The 15,546-nt window shown below is 62.8% G+C and carries 13 protein-coding genes and 2 pseudogenes; 5 read left to right on the top strand and 10 right to left on the bottom strand.

Going from position 1 to position 15,546, the window contains the following annotated elements; translation table 11 throughout:
• Nucleotides 1-49: 49 nt before the first annotated feature.
• Nucleotides 50-1,171, bottom strand: a complete 1,122-nt coding sequence (gene pdxB, locus ITX55_RS15325) for a 4-phosphoerythronate dehydrogenase PdxB (RefSeq protein WP_033643884.1) — start codon at nt 1,169-1,171, stop codon at nt 50-52.
• Nucleotides 1,172-1,224: 53 nt separating this feature from the next.
• Complete coding sequence (locus tag ITX55_RS15320) at nt 1,225-1,998, bottom strand: helix-turn-helix domain-containing protein (protein WP_089192067.1); 774 nt, start codon at nt 1,996-1,998, stop codon at nt 1,225-1,227.
• 117 nt (nt 1,999-2,115) lie between these two features.
• Here ITX55_RS15320 and ITX55_RS15315 point away from each other — a divergent pair, with 117 nt between their 5' ends.
• A complete protein-coding gene (locus ITX55_RS15315; RefSeq protein ID WP_197755837.1) occupies nt 2,116-3,036 on the top strand; it encodes a DMT family transporter in 921 nt (306 codons plus the stop codon).
• On the opposite strand, the pseudogene ITX55_RS15310 reads toward ITX55_RS15315, so the two are convergent.
• The 3 genes and pseudogenes from ITX55_RS15310 to ITX55_RS15300 form a co-directional block, all read right to left on the bottom strand.
• Nucleotides 3,033-4,450, bottom strand: a pseudogene (locus ITX55_RS15310) (sensor histidine kinase N-terminal domain-containing protein). The gene ITX55_RS15315 and the pseudogene ITX55_RS15310 sit on opposite strands and share 4 nt — an antisense overlap.
• Nucleotides 4,437-5,110, bottom strand: a pseudogene (gene tctD / locus ITX55_RS15305) (transcriptional regulator TctD). Before tctD ends, ITX55_RS15310 begins: the two co-directional pseudogenes overlap by 14 nt.
• A 167-nt stretch (nt 5,111-5,277) precedes the next feature.
• On the bottom strand, nt 5,278-5,607 hold the full coding sequence (locus tag ITX55_RS15300) for a hypothetical protein (protein WP_047025296.1): 330 nt from the start codon (nt 5,605-5,607) through the stop codon (nt 5,278-5,280).
• Nucleotides 5,608-5,881: 274 nt separating this feature from the next.
• On the opposite strand from ITX55_RS15300, the gene ITX55_RS15295 reads away from it, so the two are divergent.
• The 3 genes from ITX55_RS15295 to ITX55_RS15285 are packed head-to-tail and all read left to right on the top strand — an operon-like array spanning nt 5,882 to nt 8,838.
• Nucleotides 5,882-6,862 carry a tripartite tricarboxylate transporter substrate binding protein gene (locus ITX55_RS15295; RefSeq protein ID WP_033643890.1) on the top strand — a complete coding sequence of 327 codons (981 nt, stop codon included), beginning with the start codon at nt 5,882-5,884 and terminating at the stop codon, nt 6,860-6,862.
• Between the two features lie 15 nt (nt 6,863-6,877).
• A complete protein-coding gene (locus ITX55_RS15290; protein WP_033643891.1) occupies nt 6,878-7,309 on the top strand; it encodes a tripartite tricarboxylate transporter TctB family protein in 432 nt (143 codons plus the stop codon).
• 11 nt (nt 7,310-7,320) lie between these two features.
• Nucleotides 7,321-8,838 (top strand): tripartite tricarboxylate transporter permease, encoded by a 1,518-nt coding sequence (locus ITX55_RS15285; protein WP_042785109.1) that lies wholly within the window; start codon nt 7,321-7,323, stop codon nt 8,836-8,838.
• Between the two features lie 34 nt (nt 8,839-8,872).
• Here the strand turns inward: ITX55_RS15285 and ITX55_RS15280 are convergent, their stop codons facing one another.
• Both ITX55_RS15280 and ITX55_RS15275 read right to left on the bottom strand, forming a co-directional pair.
• Nucleotides 8,873-9,502: a CatB-related O-acetyltransferase gene (locus ITX55_RS15280; protein ID WP_042785110.1), complete on the bottom strand. Its 630-nt coding sequence runs from the start codon at nt 9,500-9,502 to the stop codon at nt 8,873-8,875.
• A gap of 156 nt (nt 9,503-9,658) precedes the next feature.
• On the bottom strand, nt 9,659-10,654 hold the full coding sequence (locus ITX55_RS15275) for a DMT family transporter (RefSeq protein WP_033651959.1): 996 nt from the start codon (nt 10,652-10,654) through the stop codon (nt 9,659-9,661).
• A 172-nt stretch (nt 10,655-10,826) separates the two neighbouring features.
• Here ITX55_RS15275 and ITX55_RS15270 point away from each other — a divergent pair, with 172 nt between their 5' ends.
• Nucleotides 10,827-12,293 carry a PLP-dependent aminotransferase family protein gene (locus ITX55_RS15270; protein WP_042785111.1) on the top strand — a complete coding sequence of 489 codons (1,467 nt, stop codon included), beginning with the start codon at nt 10,827-10,829 and terminating at the stop codon, nt 12,291-12,293.
• On the opposite strand, the gene ITX55_RS15265 is transcribed toward ITX55_RS15270, so the two are convergent.
• Genes ITX55_RS15265 through ITX55_RS15255 form a run of 3 tightly spaced genes read right to left on the bottom strand, consistent with a single transcriptional unit; the run spans nt 12,290 to nt 15,532 of the window.
• Nucleotides 12,290-12,790, bottom strand: coding sequence for a protein disulfide oxidoreductase (locus ITX55_RS15265; protein ID WP_042785112.1), 501 nt, complete (start codon nt 12,788-12,790; stop codon nt 12,290-12,292). The two genes, ITX55_RS15270 and ITX55_RS15265, sit on opposite strands and share 4 nt — an antisense overlap.
• A complete protein-coding gene (locus tag ITX55_RS15260) occupies nt 12,783-13,499 on the bottom strand; it encodes a DsbA family protein (protein ID WP_089192072.1) in 717 nt (238 codons plus the stop codon). The genes ITX55_RS15265 and ITX55_RS15260 overlap by 8 nt, the downstream gene beginning before the upstream one ends.
• On the bottom strand, nt 13,496-15,532 hold the full coding sequence (locus ITX55_RS15255) for a protein-disulfide reductase DsbD (protein ID WP_223085201.1): 2,037 nt from the start codon (nt 15,530-15,532) through the stop codon (nt 13,496-13,498). Before ITX55_RS15255 ends, ITX55_RS15260 begins: the two co-directional genes overlap by 4 nt.
• Nucleotides 15,533-15,546: the final 14 nt, after the last annotated feature.

The raw sequence follows: 15,546 nt of genomic DNA, 5'->3' as shown, positions 1-15,546 counted from the left end.
AATCTTTGCCGCTCACTGTAGCGGCGTTGGCTTAAGACAACCTTACGCGCTACGCGATGCTGAAGCCCAACTTGCCGAGCAGCTCGGCGCTGGCGCTGTCATCGCATTGCACGGCCAGCGAAGACCACTCGCGGCGTTCCTGGTAGTGCTTGCGCAGGCGATCGAACTCGCCCGGTTGCCCGGCGACTTTGCGCAGCGGCGCATCATCGCGGCGCACATCATACACCAAGTGCATCAATCGTTTTAACCGCGCTTCATCCAGCGGGCCGTTGAGACGGATCTGGCTGAACTCCGGCACCGGCAGCAGCGAGGCCAGCGCCACCTGTTGCGGCTGCCCCAGATGGCGGCTGAACGCTTCGAACACCTGGGTGGTGCCGCGCGCCTTGCCTTCCAGCGTATACCCGGCGATGTGCGCGGTGCCGATATCCACCCGCGCCAACAGCGGCAAGGCGAGATCCGGCTCCGGTTCCCACACGTCCAGCACCGTGCTCAGCTTTTTGCCTTTTTCCAGCGCCTGCAGCAACGCAGCGTTATCCACCACCGGCCCACGACAGGCGTTGATCAGAATGCGATTGTCCGGCAACGCCGCCAGCAGATCGGCGTCCGCCAGGTGCAATGAATGATACGGGCCGGATTTATTCAGCGGCGTATGGAAGGTCAGCACGTCGGCCTCGGCCACCAACTTCTCCAGTGGCCAGAATTCCCCGGCGTCGCCGCGATCGGCGCGCGGCGGATCGCACAGCAGCGTGCGCACGCCCAGCGCTTTGAGGCGCGCGTCCAGACGCGAACCGACGTTGCCCACGCCGACGATGCCGACGGTTTTATCCCGCAGTTGGAAGCCGTCGCGCTCGGCCAGCAGCATCAATGCGGAGAACACATACTCGACCACCGCGATGGCGTTGCAGCCCGGCGCGGCGGAAAACCCGATGCCCTGCCGTTGCAGCCAGGCGTCATCGACGTGATCGGTGCCGGCGGTAGCGGTGCCGACAAAGCCGATGCGGCTGCCGGCCAACAAGGCTTCATTGACCTTGGTGACCGAACGCACCATCAGCGCGTCGGCATCCGCCAGCGCCTCAAGCGGGATCGGACGCCCCGGCACCGCCCGCACGTCGCCCAGGCGGCTGAACAGCTCGGCCGCATACGGCATATTTTCATCAACCAGAATTTTCACTGTGTTCTCCGACGGTTTACGGCTATTTGTCTGCGAAATAGTGTGCCACTGAATCAGGCACGGCGAAAGCGCTCAGGGGTGGTGCCGGCGATCTGCTGGAACATGACGATAAAGGCCGACGCGGAGCTGTAGCCGACCTCCAGCGCCACGTCCTGCACGGTTTTGCCCTGTTCGAGCAGCGACACGGCGTGCAGGAACCGCAGGCGCTGGCGCCATTCGCTGAACGGCATGCCCAAATCCTGCTGGCAGCGGCGAGACAGCGTGCGCTCGGTGGTGTATACCCGCTTCGCCCACGTCGCCAGCGAAGTGTTGTCCGCCGGGCAATGTTCCAGCGCTTCCAGCACCGGCGCCAAAAACTTGTCGTCCGACGACGGCAGATAGGTTTGCTGGCGCGGCGACAGATGCAGCTGGTCGATCAGCACCTGGCAGAGGCGTAAATCCGCCTCCGTCTGCGGAATGTACTGTTTGCGCGCATAGAAATCCTCGGCGATGGCGCGAAAGATCGGCGTCACATTGACCAGGCAAGGATCGGCCGGCATGCCGGCGCACAGCGCCGGCGCGATGTCCACCATGCGGCACTGCGCCAGCCGCTGGTTGTAACAGGAGTGTTCGATGCCCGCCGGCGTCCACAGCACGTACTCCGGCGGCGCCAGAAAGCGCTGCCCGCCGATGCGCAGCACCATCACCCCGGCTTTGACCCACATCAATTGGCCCCAGGTATGGCTGTGCGGCTGGAATTCGGTGCGGACGTTGAACTCCTCGCAACGAAACTGCACCGGGTTTGGCGCCGGGATCAGCGACTCGGGGAAATGGCGGATTTCTGGCATGGTTTCGTCCCGTGATTTGTCTTATTTACGCCGATTTTTGTCTGAATATCGTTATATATGATAAACCGGACACGCGTAGACTAGCCAGCATGTTGGACGCTATTGAGAATAATTGTCATGAATATGCTTTTCCCCCTGCTGGCCGTGCTGATTTGGTCGATTAACGCCGTCGTCAGCAAACTCTCCGCCACCGCCATCGATCCGGCGGCCATCTCGCTCTACCGCTGGCTGCTGGCGCTGATCGCCCTGACGCCGTTTGTGCTGCCGGGCGTGCTTCGCAACTGGGCGCAGGTGTGCGCCAACTGGTGGAAGCTGATGATCCTCGGCTTGCTCGGCATGGTGCTGTATCAAAGCCTGGCCTATTACGCGGCGCACAGCGTCAGCGCGCTGTTTATGGGCATCATCGTGTCGCTGATCCCACTGCTGACCATCCTGATCAGCATCGTACTGCTGCGCATTGCGCCGACCGTCGGCGTGCTGCTCGGCAGCATTCTCTCCTTCTGCGGTTTGATCTGGCTGGTCAGCGGCGGTCAGCCCGGCGCGCTGTTGCAGCACGGTATCGGCAAAGGGGAATTGATGATGCTGCTCGCCACCGCCTCTTACGCGCTGTATGGCGTGTTGACCAAACGCTGGGCCATCGCGCTGCCGAACTGGCAATCGCTCTACGTGCAGATCCTGTTCGGCGTGCTGTTGCTGCTGCCGAATTTCCTGATGGCGCAGGATGTCGGCTTGAACGGCCATAACCTGCCGCTGGTGCTGTTCGCCGGCATTCCGGCCTCGATCATCGCGCCGTACCTGTGGATCCAGGGCGTCCTGCGCCTGGGCGCCAACACCACCTCGATCTTCATGAACCTGGCGCCGGTGTTTACCGCCGCTATCGCGGTGCTGTTCCTGCATGAACAATTGCACGGTTACCACCTGATCGGCGGCGGCATCACCCTGCTGGGCGTGATCCTGTCGCAGCGGCTGCGCACGCCGCTGACGCGTAAAGCCAAAGCCCCGGCGGCAGGCGCAGATTCCTGCAAAGAACAGGCCTAAGCCAGCAACCTGAAACGCACCCGCACCAACAGGCCGCCCAGCGCGGCGGAGCTCAACAGCTCCGGGCGGGTGCCGTGATACGCGGTGATGTCCTTCACCAACGCCAATCCCAAACCGGCGCCCGGCTGGTCGCCCACGTTGTCCAAACGATGAAACGGCTGCAGCGCCAACGCCTTGTCCTGCAAGGCGATGCCCGGGCCGCTGTCTTCAATCTCCAGCACCCCTTCCCCCGTAGTCTTGTCCCGCGTAAGGCGGGCGGTCACCACGCCCTGGCGCGGCGTGTATTTCAGCGCGTTGTCCAGCAGATTGGCGCACAGCTCGGCCAACAGCAGCGGCTCCCCCGCGACCTGACACGCCGCTTCACCCTCGAAACCAAGATCGATCTGTTTGCTGCGCGCCTGCGGCAAGCGAGAGAAACAGGCGTCGCGCAGCACCTGCGCCAAATTGACCGGCTGCAGCTTGCGATCGGCGCTGTGCTCGCTGGCTTTCAGGCGCGAGAGGTGCAGCAGACGGTCGGTGAGCGCCACGGTGTTATCCAGCGTCGCGCTCATCGCCTGCAGACTTTCGCGCCACTGCTGCGGCCGATCGCTGGCCAGCGCCACCCCGACCTGGGTCTTCAGCACCGCCAGCGGGGTGCGCAGCTGGTGAGAGGCGTCGGCGCTGAAGCGTTCCTGACGCGCCACCATCAGCCGCAGCCGTTCGATGTAACGATTAAAGGCCACCAGCAGCGGCTGCATCTCCGACCAGGGAAGAACCCGCGGCAAAGGCGTCAGTTCGCCCGGATCGCGCCGCAGCATGATGCCGGAGAGTTTACGCATCGGCTTCAACACCCGCTTGAGCAGCGCGAACGCCAGGATCAGGGTCAACACCACCACCGTGCCCTGGCTCAACAGCGCCGCGATCATCATCTGCCGCGCCAGGTAACGACGCGATTCCAGGGTTTCCGCCACCAGAATGGTCGCCATGCCGCTCACGCCCGACTCGTTGACCGGTTGAAACAGCGCCGCCACGCGGATCGCCGGCCGAGGTATTCCGCATCGTAGAAATGCACCAATGCCGGATAGAGGGTGGAGCGTGGAATGTGGGGCGGCAACGACGGCAAATCGTCATAGCCCGAGATGCTTTTCCCCTGCGGCGAGATCACCTCGTAATAGAGCTGATCGTTCATGTTGCGCTCGAAGCTGTCGAGCACCACATAAGGCACATCGACCGCCAGCTTGCCTTCGCGCACCACCAGCCGCTCCGCCACGGTGCGCGCCGACGCCAGCAGCGTGCGGTCGTAGGCCAGGGTGGCGGCGCTCATGGCGCTGAAGTAGTGGGTGTAGATAGAGATGCCGCCCAGCGCCAGCAGCGGCAGGCCAAAAAACAGCAGCAGTTGATAAAACAGCGAACGCGGCGCGTTAAACCACCGCATTGCACAGTTCCAGGCTGTAGCCCAGACCGCGCAGCGTGACAATCGCCACGTCGCTGCCCTGCAGCTTTTTCCGCAAACGGTGTACGTAAAGCTCGATGCTCTCCGGATTGGCCTCGTCAGACAGCGTAAACACCTGCTCAAACAGCTGCTGCTTGGCCACCGGGCGGCCGCGCCGGTGCATCAGCGCGGTCAGCACCGCCAGCTCGCGCGGCGTCAGCGCCAGCGGTTTGCTCTCCAGCAGGAAATAACCTTCGTCATGATAGGTCAACGCGCCGTATTGCAACGCCGGCTGCGCGGCGCCGACGCTGCGGCGCAGCAACGCCCGAATGCGCGCCTCCAGCTCGTCCAGTTCGAACGGTTTGGTCAGGTAGTCGTCCGCCCCCAGATTCAGGCCTTTCACCCGGTCGGTCACGTCGGTGCGCGCCGTCAGCAACAGCACCGGCAGATCCTGCCCGCGCTTGCGCAGCGCGCCAGCAAATCGAGACCGTTCAGACGCGGCAATGCCACATCCAGCACCGCCAGCGCATAGCGTTCATTAAGCAACAGGTGGTCGGCGGCCACGCCGTCCGGCGCGACGTCGACGGCAAATCCGGCGCCGGTCAGCGCCTTTTGCAACCAGTGAGACAGCTCGGGGTGATCTTCAACCAATAACAGTCGCATGTTCCCATTCCATTGATTTACCTGAACAACCAGACACCGATGCGGCGTCTGTTAACAGGTCGATAACAGAGAATGGCATGGAAAATAAGGGGATAAAAGAGCGCCGCGCCGCCAGTTTTGGGAGCTGGCACACAATTATGCGTACTGGGGCGCGCTCGTGTGACGCCTCAGATCAGCGTGATGGGGCTATCGGCGAGAGCAAGATCCAACACCGGACGCAGCTTGTCGGCGGTAAACGGCGAAGAAACCAGCACGGAGCGGTTGTTGGCGGCAAACACCAGATCGATGCCGGTCACGCAGGCGGTCATCGGGCAGACATACTTTTCACCGTCGGCGTTGACGAAATGCAGCTCAAATACGCCAATCTCAGGGCGCAAGCGCTTCACACGACACTGCCCGGCTTCTCCCGCCATCTCGGCGTAGACCTCTGGCAAGCGTTTAATCGCACATACCTTGGCGCTGTCCCTGCCGCCAAACAATTTCCCTAACGAAAACATATCACTGCATCTCTATTCATTTTATTACAGATGATTTTAACGCGAATGACTATCGGCAATCCTGACATTACGCAGGGTTTTGGCCGGTTTTGCGCGCTGTTCTCTGCGCCCATTCTATGTTAGCGCACCCGCCGTTCGCTCGCGACAAGAGACCCTAATCACAGACTGGAAACTTTTCCGGCCACTGAAAGGTAAATGAAAGGTTGTTGTTTTAACAATTCCGCAACCGCATTCGGCGGGATTCACCATCAGACAATACCGAGGGTAAGTCACAATGAAAAAAATAATGACCCGTACCTTTACCGCCGCCGCCCTGTTGCTGGCGGTCTCTCAGGCCTTTGCCGTGGAAGCGCCCAAACGCACCGAATGCATTGCGCCGGCCAAACCCGGCGGCGGCTTCGATCTGACCTGCAAACTGATTCAGGTATCGCTGCAGGACACCAAGGCCATTGATAAACCGATGCGCGTCACCTATATGCCCGGCGGCGTCGGCGCGGTGGCCTACAACGCCATCGTCGCGCAGCGCCCGGCGGAGTTCGGCACCGTGGTGGCCTTCTCCGGCGGTTCACTGCTCAACCTGGCTCAGGGCAAGTTCGGCCGCTACAACGTGGACGACGTGAAATGGCTGGCGGCGGTCGGTACCGACTACGGCATGATCGCGGTGCGCGCCGACTCGCCTTACAAAACCTTGAAAGACTTGATGGACGCTTTCCAAAAAGATCCCAACAGCGTGGTGTTCGGCGCCGGCGCCTCGATCGGCAGCCAGGACTGGATGAAAACCGCACTGCTGGCGCGCGAAGTCGGCGTGGATCCGCGCAAGATGCGCTACGTGGCGTTCGAGGGCGGCGGGGAACCGGTCACCGCGCTGCTGGGCAACCACATCCAGGCGGTATCCGGCGATCTGAGCGAAATGGTGCCTTACCTGCAGGGCGACAAGATCCGCGTGCTGGCGGTGTATGCCGAGCAACGTCTGCCGGGCCAGTTGGCCGATATTCCCACCGCCAAAGAGCAGGGATACAGCCTGGTGTGGCCGATCATTCGCGGCTTCTACGTCGGGCCGAAAGTCAGCGATGAAGAGTATCAGTGGTGGATCGACACCTTCCAGAAAATGATGGCGACCGACGAATTCAAGCAGCAGCGCGATCTGCGCGGCCTGTTCGAATTCAACCTGACCGGCAAAGAGCTGGACGCCTACGTGAAGAATCAGGTTGCCCAATACCGTGAGCAGGCGAAAGTGTTCGGCCTGGCCAAATAACCGCAGGGGAAAACCATGAGCGATCGTATTTTTGCCGGCTTTTGGCTGCTGCTGTGTATCGGCGGGCTGTTCATCGGCTGGGGCATCCAGAGCGAATACAGCTATGAACCGCTGGGGCCGCGCCCTTTCCCGCTGGCGATCCTCAGCCTGATGGCGCTGTGCGCGGCGCTGCTGTTGCTGCGCCGCCCGCAGGCGGTGGAATGGCCGCACCACAAGGTGATGCAGCGGCTGCTGGTGCTGGTGATCACCCTGGTGCTGTATGCCTGGGGGTTTGAATGGCTCGGCTTTCCGCTGGCGACCGCGCTGCTGACGTTCAGCATCGGCCTGCTGTTTCAGGCCAGCCTGCCGGCAGCGGCCATCTCCGGCGTCATCATGGGCGCAGCGTTGTACTACGCCTTTGACCAACTTCTCGATGTCACACTGCCGCTCGGCGCCTGGCTGAGCTAACGGGAGCGATGATGGATACCTGGATGTATTTGACCCAAGGGTTTGAAGTGGCGCTGGTGCCGCAAAACCTGATTATCGCCCTGATCGGCTGCTTCGTCGGCACCATCGTCGGCCTGTTGCCGGGGTTGGGGCCGATCAACGGCGTGGCGATCCTGCTGCCGCTGGCGTTCGCCCTCAAACTGCCGGCCGAATCGGCGCTGATCCTGCTGGCGACGGTGTATATCGGCTGCGAATACGGCGGGCGCATCTCGTCGATTCTGCTCAACGTGCCGGGTGATGCGGCGGCGATCATGACCGCGCTGGACGGCTACCCGATGGCGCAGCAGGGGCGCGCCGGCGTGGCGCTGTCCATCTCGGCGGTCAGCTCGTTCGTCGGCTCGATGATCGCCATCGGCGGCATTATTCTGTTCGCGCCGCTGCTGGCCCGCTGGTCGCTGGCCTTCGGCCCGGCGGAGTATTTTGCCCTGATGGTGTTCGCCATCGCCTGCCTCGGCAGCATGATGAGCCAAAACCCGCTGAAATCGCTGCTGGCGGCGTTGATCGGCCTGGGGCTGGCGACGGTGGGCGTCGACGCCAACACCGGCGTTTACCGCTTTACCTTCGACAGCGTGCACCTCTCCGACGGCGTGCAGTTTATCGTGGTGGTGATCGGCCTGTTCTCGGTCAGTGAAATTCTGCTGATGCTGGAAAGCACCAGCGCCGGGCAAAAGCTGGTACGTAAAACCGGCCGGTTGCTGTTCAACCGCAAAGAAGCGGCGCAGTGCGCAGGCCCGACCCTGCGTTCGTCGGTGATCGGCTTCTTCGTCGGCATTCTGCCGGGCGCCGGCGCTACCATCGCCAGCGCGCTGACCTACATGACCGAAAAGAAAATCAGCGGCAACAGCGACACCTTCGGCAAAGGCGACATCCGCGGCGTAGCGGCGCCGGAAGCGGCCAACAACGCCTCGGCCTGCGGTTCGTTCATTCCGATGCTGACGTTGGGGGTGCCGGGATCCGGCACCACGGCGGTGATGATGGGGGCGCTGACGCTGTATAACATCACCCCCGGTCCGGCGATGTTTACCGAACAACCGGATATCGTCTGGGGGCTGATCGCCGCGCTGCTGATCGCTAACGTCATCTTGCTGATCATGAACCTGCCGCTGGTTGGCCTGTTCACCCGCATGCTGACCATCCCGCTGTGGTTCCTGGTGCCGGCGATCGCCGCGGTTTCCGCGGTGGGGGTTTATGCGGTGCACAGCACCACCTTCGACCTGCTGTTGATGGTCGGGTTGGGGGTGTTCGGCTATATCCTGCGGAAAATGCACTTTCCGATGTCGCCGCTGATTCTGGGCTTCGTGCTGGGTGAGATGCTGGAGCAGAACCTGCGTCGCGCGCTGTCGATCAGCAACGGTGAATTCGGCATCCTGTGGAGCAGCAGCATCGCGCAAACGCTGCTGGTGCTGGCGGTCGCGGTGCTGGCGCTGCCGCCGCTGCTGCGCCTGATGCGCAAACGCAGCCATCCGGCGGCCGAGGCCAAGGCCGAGTAACGCGTAACGGGCGGGAATTTCCCGCCCGTTGTGTTTAACGGCGCAAGGCCGCAATTCCCCTTTCCAGCGCCCCGATATCGTCATCGACGAGCAGGGGCTGAATCACCGCAAAGTCCGCCTCAGGCAACTCATAGAGCCGCAAGGCGAGCAAGCGCGCGATAACTTCCGGCGCGAATCGCCAACGGATAAACCTCGCCGGATTGCCGCCGACGATGGCATAAGGTTCAACGTCGCCGGTCACCACGCTGCCGGCGGCGACGATCGCCCCCTCGCCTATCGAGACCCCTGGCATCAACATCGCCCGCATGCCAATCCAGCAACCGTCGCCCAGCCGGGTATCGCCTTTGGGGCGGTACGCCTGTTTGATGGTTGCCATAAACGGATACAGGCTCAGCCAGTCGATGCGATGGGTATGGTTGCCGCCCATCAGGATCACCGCTTCGGCCGCGATGCAGACATAGTCGCCGATCAGCAGGCGGTCTATTTCTCCCAGCGGCTGCCATTGCCGGCTTACCGCGTCGCCGTGCAGATAGCGCACTACCGAGCGTTCGAAGCCGTTATCCCAACAGTCGCTGTAGTAGCTGTGGGTGCCTTTGACGATGATATTCGGGTTAGTCACCGTCTGATGCAGCAGCTCGGTGTTGGACCAGTGTTTTTCGGACATGGCGTATTCTCTTGTTACGGGAATAAAAGCCACGGAACGGAAGGTCTGTGGCCGTGTTGTCGTTCACTCAACACGGCCATTCAAGCGATAAGCGCTCGTTTCAACCTCGGGTTATTCATGATTACCGCCTCTCTTGCGAGGCGAAATGGTAACCGATCACGCCTCGGCGGTCTTGCTTTTCAACAGCAGCACCCCACCCATGACCAACGCGCTGCCCAGCAGCTGCAGCTGATTCATGTTTTCCCCCAGCAGGAAATAGGCGATCACCGCGGTGAAAACCAGCTCCAACGACAGGATCAGGTTGGCTACGGCCAGCGGCAGCGTTTTCAGGCTGATGTTATACAACCCGAAGCCCAACAGCGTCGGCCCGGCGGCCAGCGCCAGCAGCAACAGCCAGCCGCTCCACTGAATGCCCTGCGCACCGTGCGACAGGAACCACAGATCGCCGGCCATGCCGTGGAACGCCGCCAGCGGGAACGTCGTCAGCGCCGCGTTGAACATCAGCTGATACAGCGCCGAAAAACCGAAAACGTACAAAATGGTGTTCCACACCGGATAGCCCCGTTCGCTGGCCACCCGCCCGCCGAGGGTATACAGGGTATAGCCGATGCCCGACAGCATCCCCACCAGCAGCCCCAACAAGTCGAAGTGCTGGTTGCCCATGCTGTCACCGTTGCTGACCAGGAAACAACCGCCCAGGCTGATGGCGATCACCAGCAGTTGGCGCAGCGTCAGGCGTTCGCTGTACATCACCCAGCCGAGGAACACGGTAAAGCCCACCGAACAGTAGGTCAGAATGGTCGCCACCGATGCGCCGTTCAGCGCCACCGACAGCGTCCACAGGCTGTTGAACAGCGCCAGCAGCAGTCCGTAAAGCGCGTAGAACAATACCTGTTCACGGCGCAGGCGCGCCCACTGCGGTTTCACCACCAACAGCAGCGGCAACAGCACCAGCGCCACCAGCGCCGCGCGCCAGAACGCCAGCACGAAGGTCGGCAGGTGATAGTATTCGGTCAGCGCGCGGATGATGATGGCGGTAAAGGCCAGCAGCATGGCGCTGATAATGGCGATGACGTAACCCTGGCGGCTGCCCTGAAAGAGACGCGCGCCGGGCAGCAAAGGCCGGGCGGAAACGCCTGACGGTAATGACATGAGATCCTCGGGAAAATGGCGACATAAATGCTCAGGCGCACAGTGTAACGCGGCCATATTTTCCCACTATAGCCACTTTTCGGCCTTGTCATGCAGGCCACTTTTCTGCGCTTGAAGCCCTGTTGACATGGGGTATAGTAAAAAGCTCTCTCCCTAACCGGGCCAATTTCGCATGCACATTCCGTTAGATCGCGAGCAGGACGTTCCGCTCTATTTACAGATCGAAGAAGCGCTGCGGCGCGCCATCCTCACCGGCGTGTTCGTGGATGGCGACAAGCTGCCCTCGACGCGCACGCTGGCGGCCGAATTGGCGGTCAGCCGTTTGACGGTGGATAACGCCTATGCCGAACTGGCGGCCAAGGGCTTTTTGCACCAGCGCCGCGGCAGCGGCGCCTATGTTGTGCACCCGCAGGCGCAAACGCGCCCGGCCCGGCCGACCAGCGATGCCCCCTTCCCGCTGGAGAGCTTCACCACCCTCACCTCGCGGCTGGACGGCTATGCCGACGCCCCGCTGCCGGAGGGGCTGATCAACTTCGCCGCCGGCGTCGGCAGCCCTAAGGTGTTCCCGCTGGAGGCATTTCGCAAAGTGCTGCTGTCGGTGCTCAGCCGCCACGCGGAAGAGGCCTTCAGCTACGGCGAATACTGCGGCTACTACCCGCTGCGCGATACGCTGAGCCGCATTCTCAGCGCGCAGGGCATCCCCACGCAGGCGGAACAGGTGCTGATCACCAACGGCTCGCAGCATGCCATCAGCCTGGTGGTGCAAAGCCTGCTGGCGCCGGGCGATACGGTGATCGTCGAAGAACCGACCTACGCCGAAGCGCTGGGCCTGCTGCGCCAGCACCGCATCAATATCGTCACCGTGCCCGGCGATCGCCACGGCATGCTGGTCGAACGATTACCCGAGTTGCTGGAACGCCACCGCCCCAAATTGATCTACACCATCCCCAACTTTCACAATCCGACCGGCCGTTGCCTGAGCGAAGCTCGCCGGCGGCGCCTGCTGGCGATCGCCCAACAGGCCGGCGTGGTGATCCTGGAAGATGACTTCGTCGGCGATCTGCGTTACCAGGGCAAACAGCTGCCGTCGCTGCGTGCGCTGGCGCAACCGGGCGCGGTGATCTACGTCAGCACCTTCTCCAAGATGCTGCTGCCCAGCATGCGCATCGGCTATCTGGTGGCGGACAGCGAGCACTATCAGCGTTTCGCCAGGCGCAAGCACGTCGACAGCTTCACCAGTTCCAGCCTGATCCAGCGGGCGCTGGACGCGTTTGTCACCGTCGGCCGTTACGACAAGCAGCTGCGCCGCGCCGGGCGCGTCTATCGCCTGCATCTGGAAGTGATGATCGACGCGTTGCAACGGCGGTTGCCGCCGGGGTGCCGTTTCGAAACGCCGCAAGGCGGCTTGTTTATCTGGCTGACGCTGCCCGCGACAGTGACCACCACCGAGCTGATGCCGGTGGCCTGGCGGCACGGCGTCACTTTCGCGCGCGGCGAATGCTTTTATGCCCAGGAACAGCTGGGCGCGCACAGTCTGCGGCTAAACTTCGCCGCCAACTCGCCGCCGCAGATTGAAGAAGGTATCGCCCGGCTTAGCCGGGCGATTGAGGAAGTGATAGCAGAGAAAAACGCCGGTTAGACGGCGGCCCACCACAGCCGCAGCTTCATCCCCCAGTAGCTGGTCCAGCCGGTGGTGCTCTGCACCACCTTGCCCTGCGAGACCACCACGAAGGTCGGCGTCACGCCAATCTGCCACTGCGCCGACAGCGTACCGGCCGGATCGTTGACCACCGGCAGCGCCAGCCGTTTGCGCGCCAGCCACTGTTTCACCTGGGTATCGTCGCCCGATCGCAGCGCGACGGTCAGCACGTTGCCGCCCGCCGCCTGCAAACGGGCGACGTCCGGCGTGGTGAAACGACAAACGCCGCACCAGCTGGCCCAGAAGTAAACCAGCAGCGGCCGCTCATGACTGAGCTGCGCCAACGACACGCGCTCGTCATCCAACGTGGTCAGCGTCTGGGCATCGAAGGCCGGCGGCGCCTGCGGCGCGTTCAGCCAATCCATCACCGTGATCACCGCCAGTGCGATCAGCGCCAGCAGCAGCAACTCGCGCCCCCAGCGCTTGAGCTTAGCCATGGTTGGCCTTCGCCAGCTGCTGCTTCACCATCGCTTCCAGCTCTTCATAGGACACCGCCCCCGGCAGCATCCGATCGCCGATCAGCGTCGCCGGCGTCCCTTGTACGCCCAGTTGTTCCGCCAATTCCATATTGGTGCGCAGCGTGGTCATGCTCTGTTCGCTCGGCGCCACCGCCTTGACGCCGGTTTTCTCCTGCGCGGCGGCGATGCTGGCCTTGTCGTGGAAGCCCTTTTTCGCCATCAGCCGCTGATGCAAGGCCCAGAATTGCTCCGGGTGCTGCTGCCAGGTGGTGAGCGCCACGCGCGCCGAACTGACCGAACTTTCGCCCTTGAACGGCAACAGCTTCACCACCAGCGCCACATCCGGGTATTGCTTGACGATTTTCTCCAGCATCGGATCAAACCGCTTGCAGTACGGGCAGTTATAGTCGGTAAAGGTCACCAGCGTCAGCTTGGCGTTGGCGGCACCGAGGCGCGGGCTGGCCGGATCCTGATACAGCGTTTTGGCATTCTGCTTGATAGCCTGGCTGATTTGCTGGCCTGCGGTTTGCTGCTGCCAGGCGTCCACCGCCTGCGCCAGAATGTCCGGGTTGGACACCAGCGTTTCGCGGATCATCTCTTTGATACGCGCCTCTTGCGCCGGGGTGAAAGGCTCGGCGGCCCACACCGGGGCGGCGATGATCATCAGTAAAATCAGTAGCTTTTTCATTGTTCGGTTCCTTTGGCATGGGAAAGCGTTTGCAGCACGGCGTCACGGGTCAACAGCGGGGATAACACCTCGCCGTCCGGGCTGCCGGGGCCATAGATTTGGTTGAAAGGCACGGCGACGCTGCCGCGCTTTTGCAGGAAGGCGCTGATGTCGGCCGACGGGCGGCTCCAGTCGCCGCGCAGCGCGACCACGTCATCGGCGCTCAACGCCCGCTGTACGTCATCGCGTAGCAGCACATTGAATTTGTTGGCTTTACAGGTCACGCACCAGTCGGCGGTGACGTCGACGAACACCCGTTTATGTTGCGCCAGCGCCTCGGCGATCGCCTGTTCGCTCAGCGGTTGCCACTGCACCCGATCCTGCAACGGCTGGCGCCACAGACCGGCGGTCAGCGAACCGGCCAGCAAGACGGCGCCCGCCAGCACCAACGTGCCCGCCGCCAGCTTGGCCGCCAACCGTGCCCCCTGCCGGCGCCACACCGCCAGCAGCAACGCCAGCAGCGCCAACCCCCCCAGCCACAGCGTAGCCTGCACGCCGATATGATTGCTCAGCAGACTCAGCAACCACAGCGACGACGCCAGCATCAACAACCCCATCGCCAGCTTGACGGTATTCATCCAGCGGCCGGGACGCGGCAACCGCAGCGCCAGCGAAGGCCAGGCGGCGATCAGCAGCCACGGCAGGCTCATGCCGATGCCGAGCGCGATGAACATGCCCCACAGCACCGGCAGCGACGCCGCCAGCGCGAAGGCCACCGCCGTGCCAAGAAACGGTGCCGAGCACGGCGTCGCCAGCAGCGTGGCGAACGCGCCCTGCCAGAAATGGCCGCTCAGACCATGCCCGTTATGGGTGGCCAGCGACGTGTTCAGATCGGAAGAGAGGCGCAGATGAAACAGGCCAAACAGGTTGGCGCTGAACAGCAGCGTCACCAGCACCATAAAGCCGATAAACCACGGATTCTGGAACTGAATGCCCCAGCCGAGCGCGTGGTTGCCGAGCCGCAGCAGCGTCATCAGCAGGGCCAACGCCATAAACGAGGCGACAATACCCAGCGACGATGCCAGGAACTGCAGCCGTACGCTGCGCCGATCGCGCCGCTCCACCTGCAGGATGGAACCGAGCTTGATGCCCAACACCGGCAGGACGCACGGCATCAGATTGAGGATCAACCCGCCCGCCAGCGCCATCAATACCGCCTGCCATAACGGAAATGCCGCACTGGCGGGCGCGGCCAGCGGCTCGCCGATCGGCAGCGTAATCTGCTGCGCCATGCCGCCGTCGTCGATCACCAGCGTCAGCGTTTTGCCGCGCAGATCCGGCGCCGCCTCTCCCCAACCATCGCTGACCGGGACTCGCGCCAGCAACTGATCGTCGTCGGTTTCAACCTGCGGCTTGCCGAGATCGGCATCCGCCAGCGTATCGAAGAACAGCGCGGGCCGCTGCCAACCGTCGGCGCGTTCGGCGGCAATCTGCAGCTCACCGCTGCGATACCCGGCCTTGACGTTATCCGTCAACCCGGCGGCGATCGGCACTTGCCCCATCGCCTGCGCGAAGTCGTGATTAAACTGCGGATCGTTCGGCGCCGTCAGGTCCAGACTGAACGGGTAGTCGGTCAGAATGCAGACATTGCTGCAGGTGGACAACGTCAAAGAGCCCGCCAGCGGGCCGGATACCGAGCCTGGCATCACGATCGGCAGCGTGACCCGATCGTGATAGCCCTGGGTGGAAATGCCGGCCACCTCGAAACGCTGCGGCGTCGGCCAGTGCCAGGTCGCCGGCGGCGGGTGGCCTTGCCAGACGATAGCCGGCGCGATGCCGCCTTCACCCGGGGAACGCCAGTAAGTTTTCCAGCCTTTTTGCAGCTCGACCGACAGCAGCAGACGGGTCTCTCCCGGCTGTGACGTGTCGGCGCGCAGCCGCACCTTGGCATGATCGTTGGCCGGATTTTGCAGCCAGCCGCTGTCCGCCGCCTGCAAGGCGGGCAGCCACAGCATAAACAGGCAAGCGCAGGCCAGCCTGATAATTTTCAACATGTTAATTCTCCATA

It is taken from the genome of Serratia sp. EWG9 (assembly GCF_019913725.1).
Classification (GTDB): domain Bacteria; phylum Pseudomonadota; class Gammaproteobacteria; order Enterobacterales; family Enterobacteriaceae; genus Serratia; species Serratia ureilytica.
This window is presented reverse-complemented; position numbering and strand designations above follow the sequence as displayed.

Excerpts from the sequence above, each read along its gene's own strand:
- ITX55_RS15320 (WP_089192067.1), bottom strand. The coding sequence starts at position 1,998 with ATGCCAGAAATCCGCCATTTCCCCGAGTCGCTGATCCCGGCGCCAAAC.
- ITX55_RS15315 (WP_197755837.1), top strand. The coding sequence starts at position 2,116 with ATGAATATGCTTTTCCCCCTGCTGGCCGTGCTGATTTGGTCGATTAAC.
- ITX55_RS15300 (WP_047025296.1), bottom strand. The coding sequence starts at position 5,607 with ATGTTTTCGTTAGGGAAATTGTTTGGCGGCAGGGACAGCGCCAAGGTA.
- ITX55_RS15295 (WP_033643890.1), top strand. The coding sequence starts at position 5,882 with ATGAAAAAAATAATGACCCGTACCTTTACCGCCGCCGCCCTGTTGCTG.
- ITX55_RS15290 (WP_033643891.1), top strand. The coding sequence starts at position 6,878 with ATGAGCGATCGTATTTTTGCCGGCTTTTGGCTGCTGCTGTGTATCGGC.
- ITX55_RS15285 (WP_042785109.1), top strand. The coding sequence starts at position 7,321 with ATGGATACCTGGATGTATTTGACCCAAGGGTTTGAAGTGGCGCTGGTG.
- ITX55_RS15280 (WP_042785110.1), bottom strand. The coding sequence starts at position 9,502 with ATGTCCGAAAAACACTGGTCCAACACCGAGCTGCTGCATCAGACGGTG.
- ITX55_RS15275 (WP_033651959.1), bottom strand. The coding sequence starts at position 10,654 with ATGTCATTACCGTCAGGCGTTTCCGCCCGGCCTTTGCTGCCCGGCGCG.
- ITX55_RS15270 (WP_042785111.1), top strand. The coding sequence starts at position 10,827 with ATGCACATTCCGTTAGATCGCGAGCAGGACGTTCCGCTCTATTTACAG.
- ITX55_RS15265 (WP_042785112.1), bottom strand. The coding sequence starts at position 12,790 with ATGGCTAAGCTCAAGCGCTGGGGGCGCGAGTTGCTGCTGCTGGCGCTG.
- ITX55_RS15260 (WP_089192072.1), bottom strand. The coding sequence starts at position 13,499 with ATGAAAAAGCTACTGATTTTACTGATGATCATCGCCGCCCCGGTGTGG.
- ITX55_RS15255 (WP_223085201.1), bottom strand. The coding sequence starts at position 15,532 with ATGTTGAAAATTATCAGGCTGGCCTGCGCTTGCCTGTTTATGCTGTGG.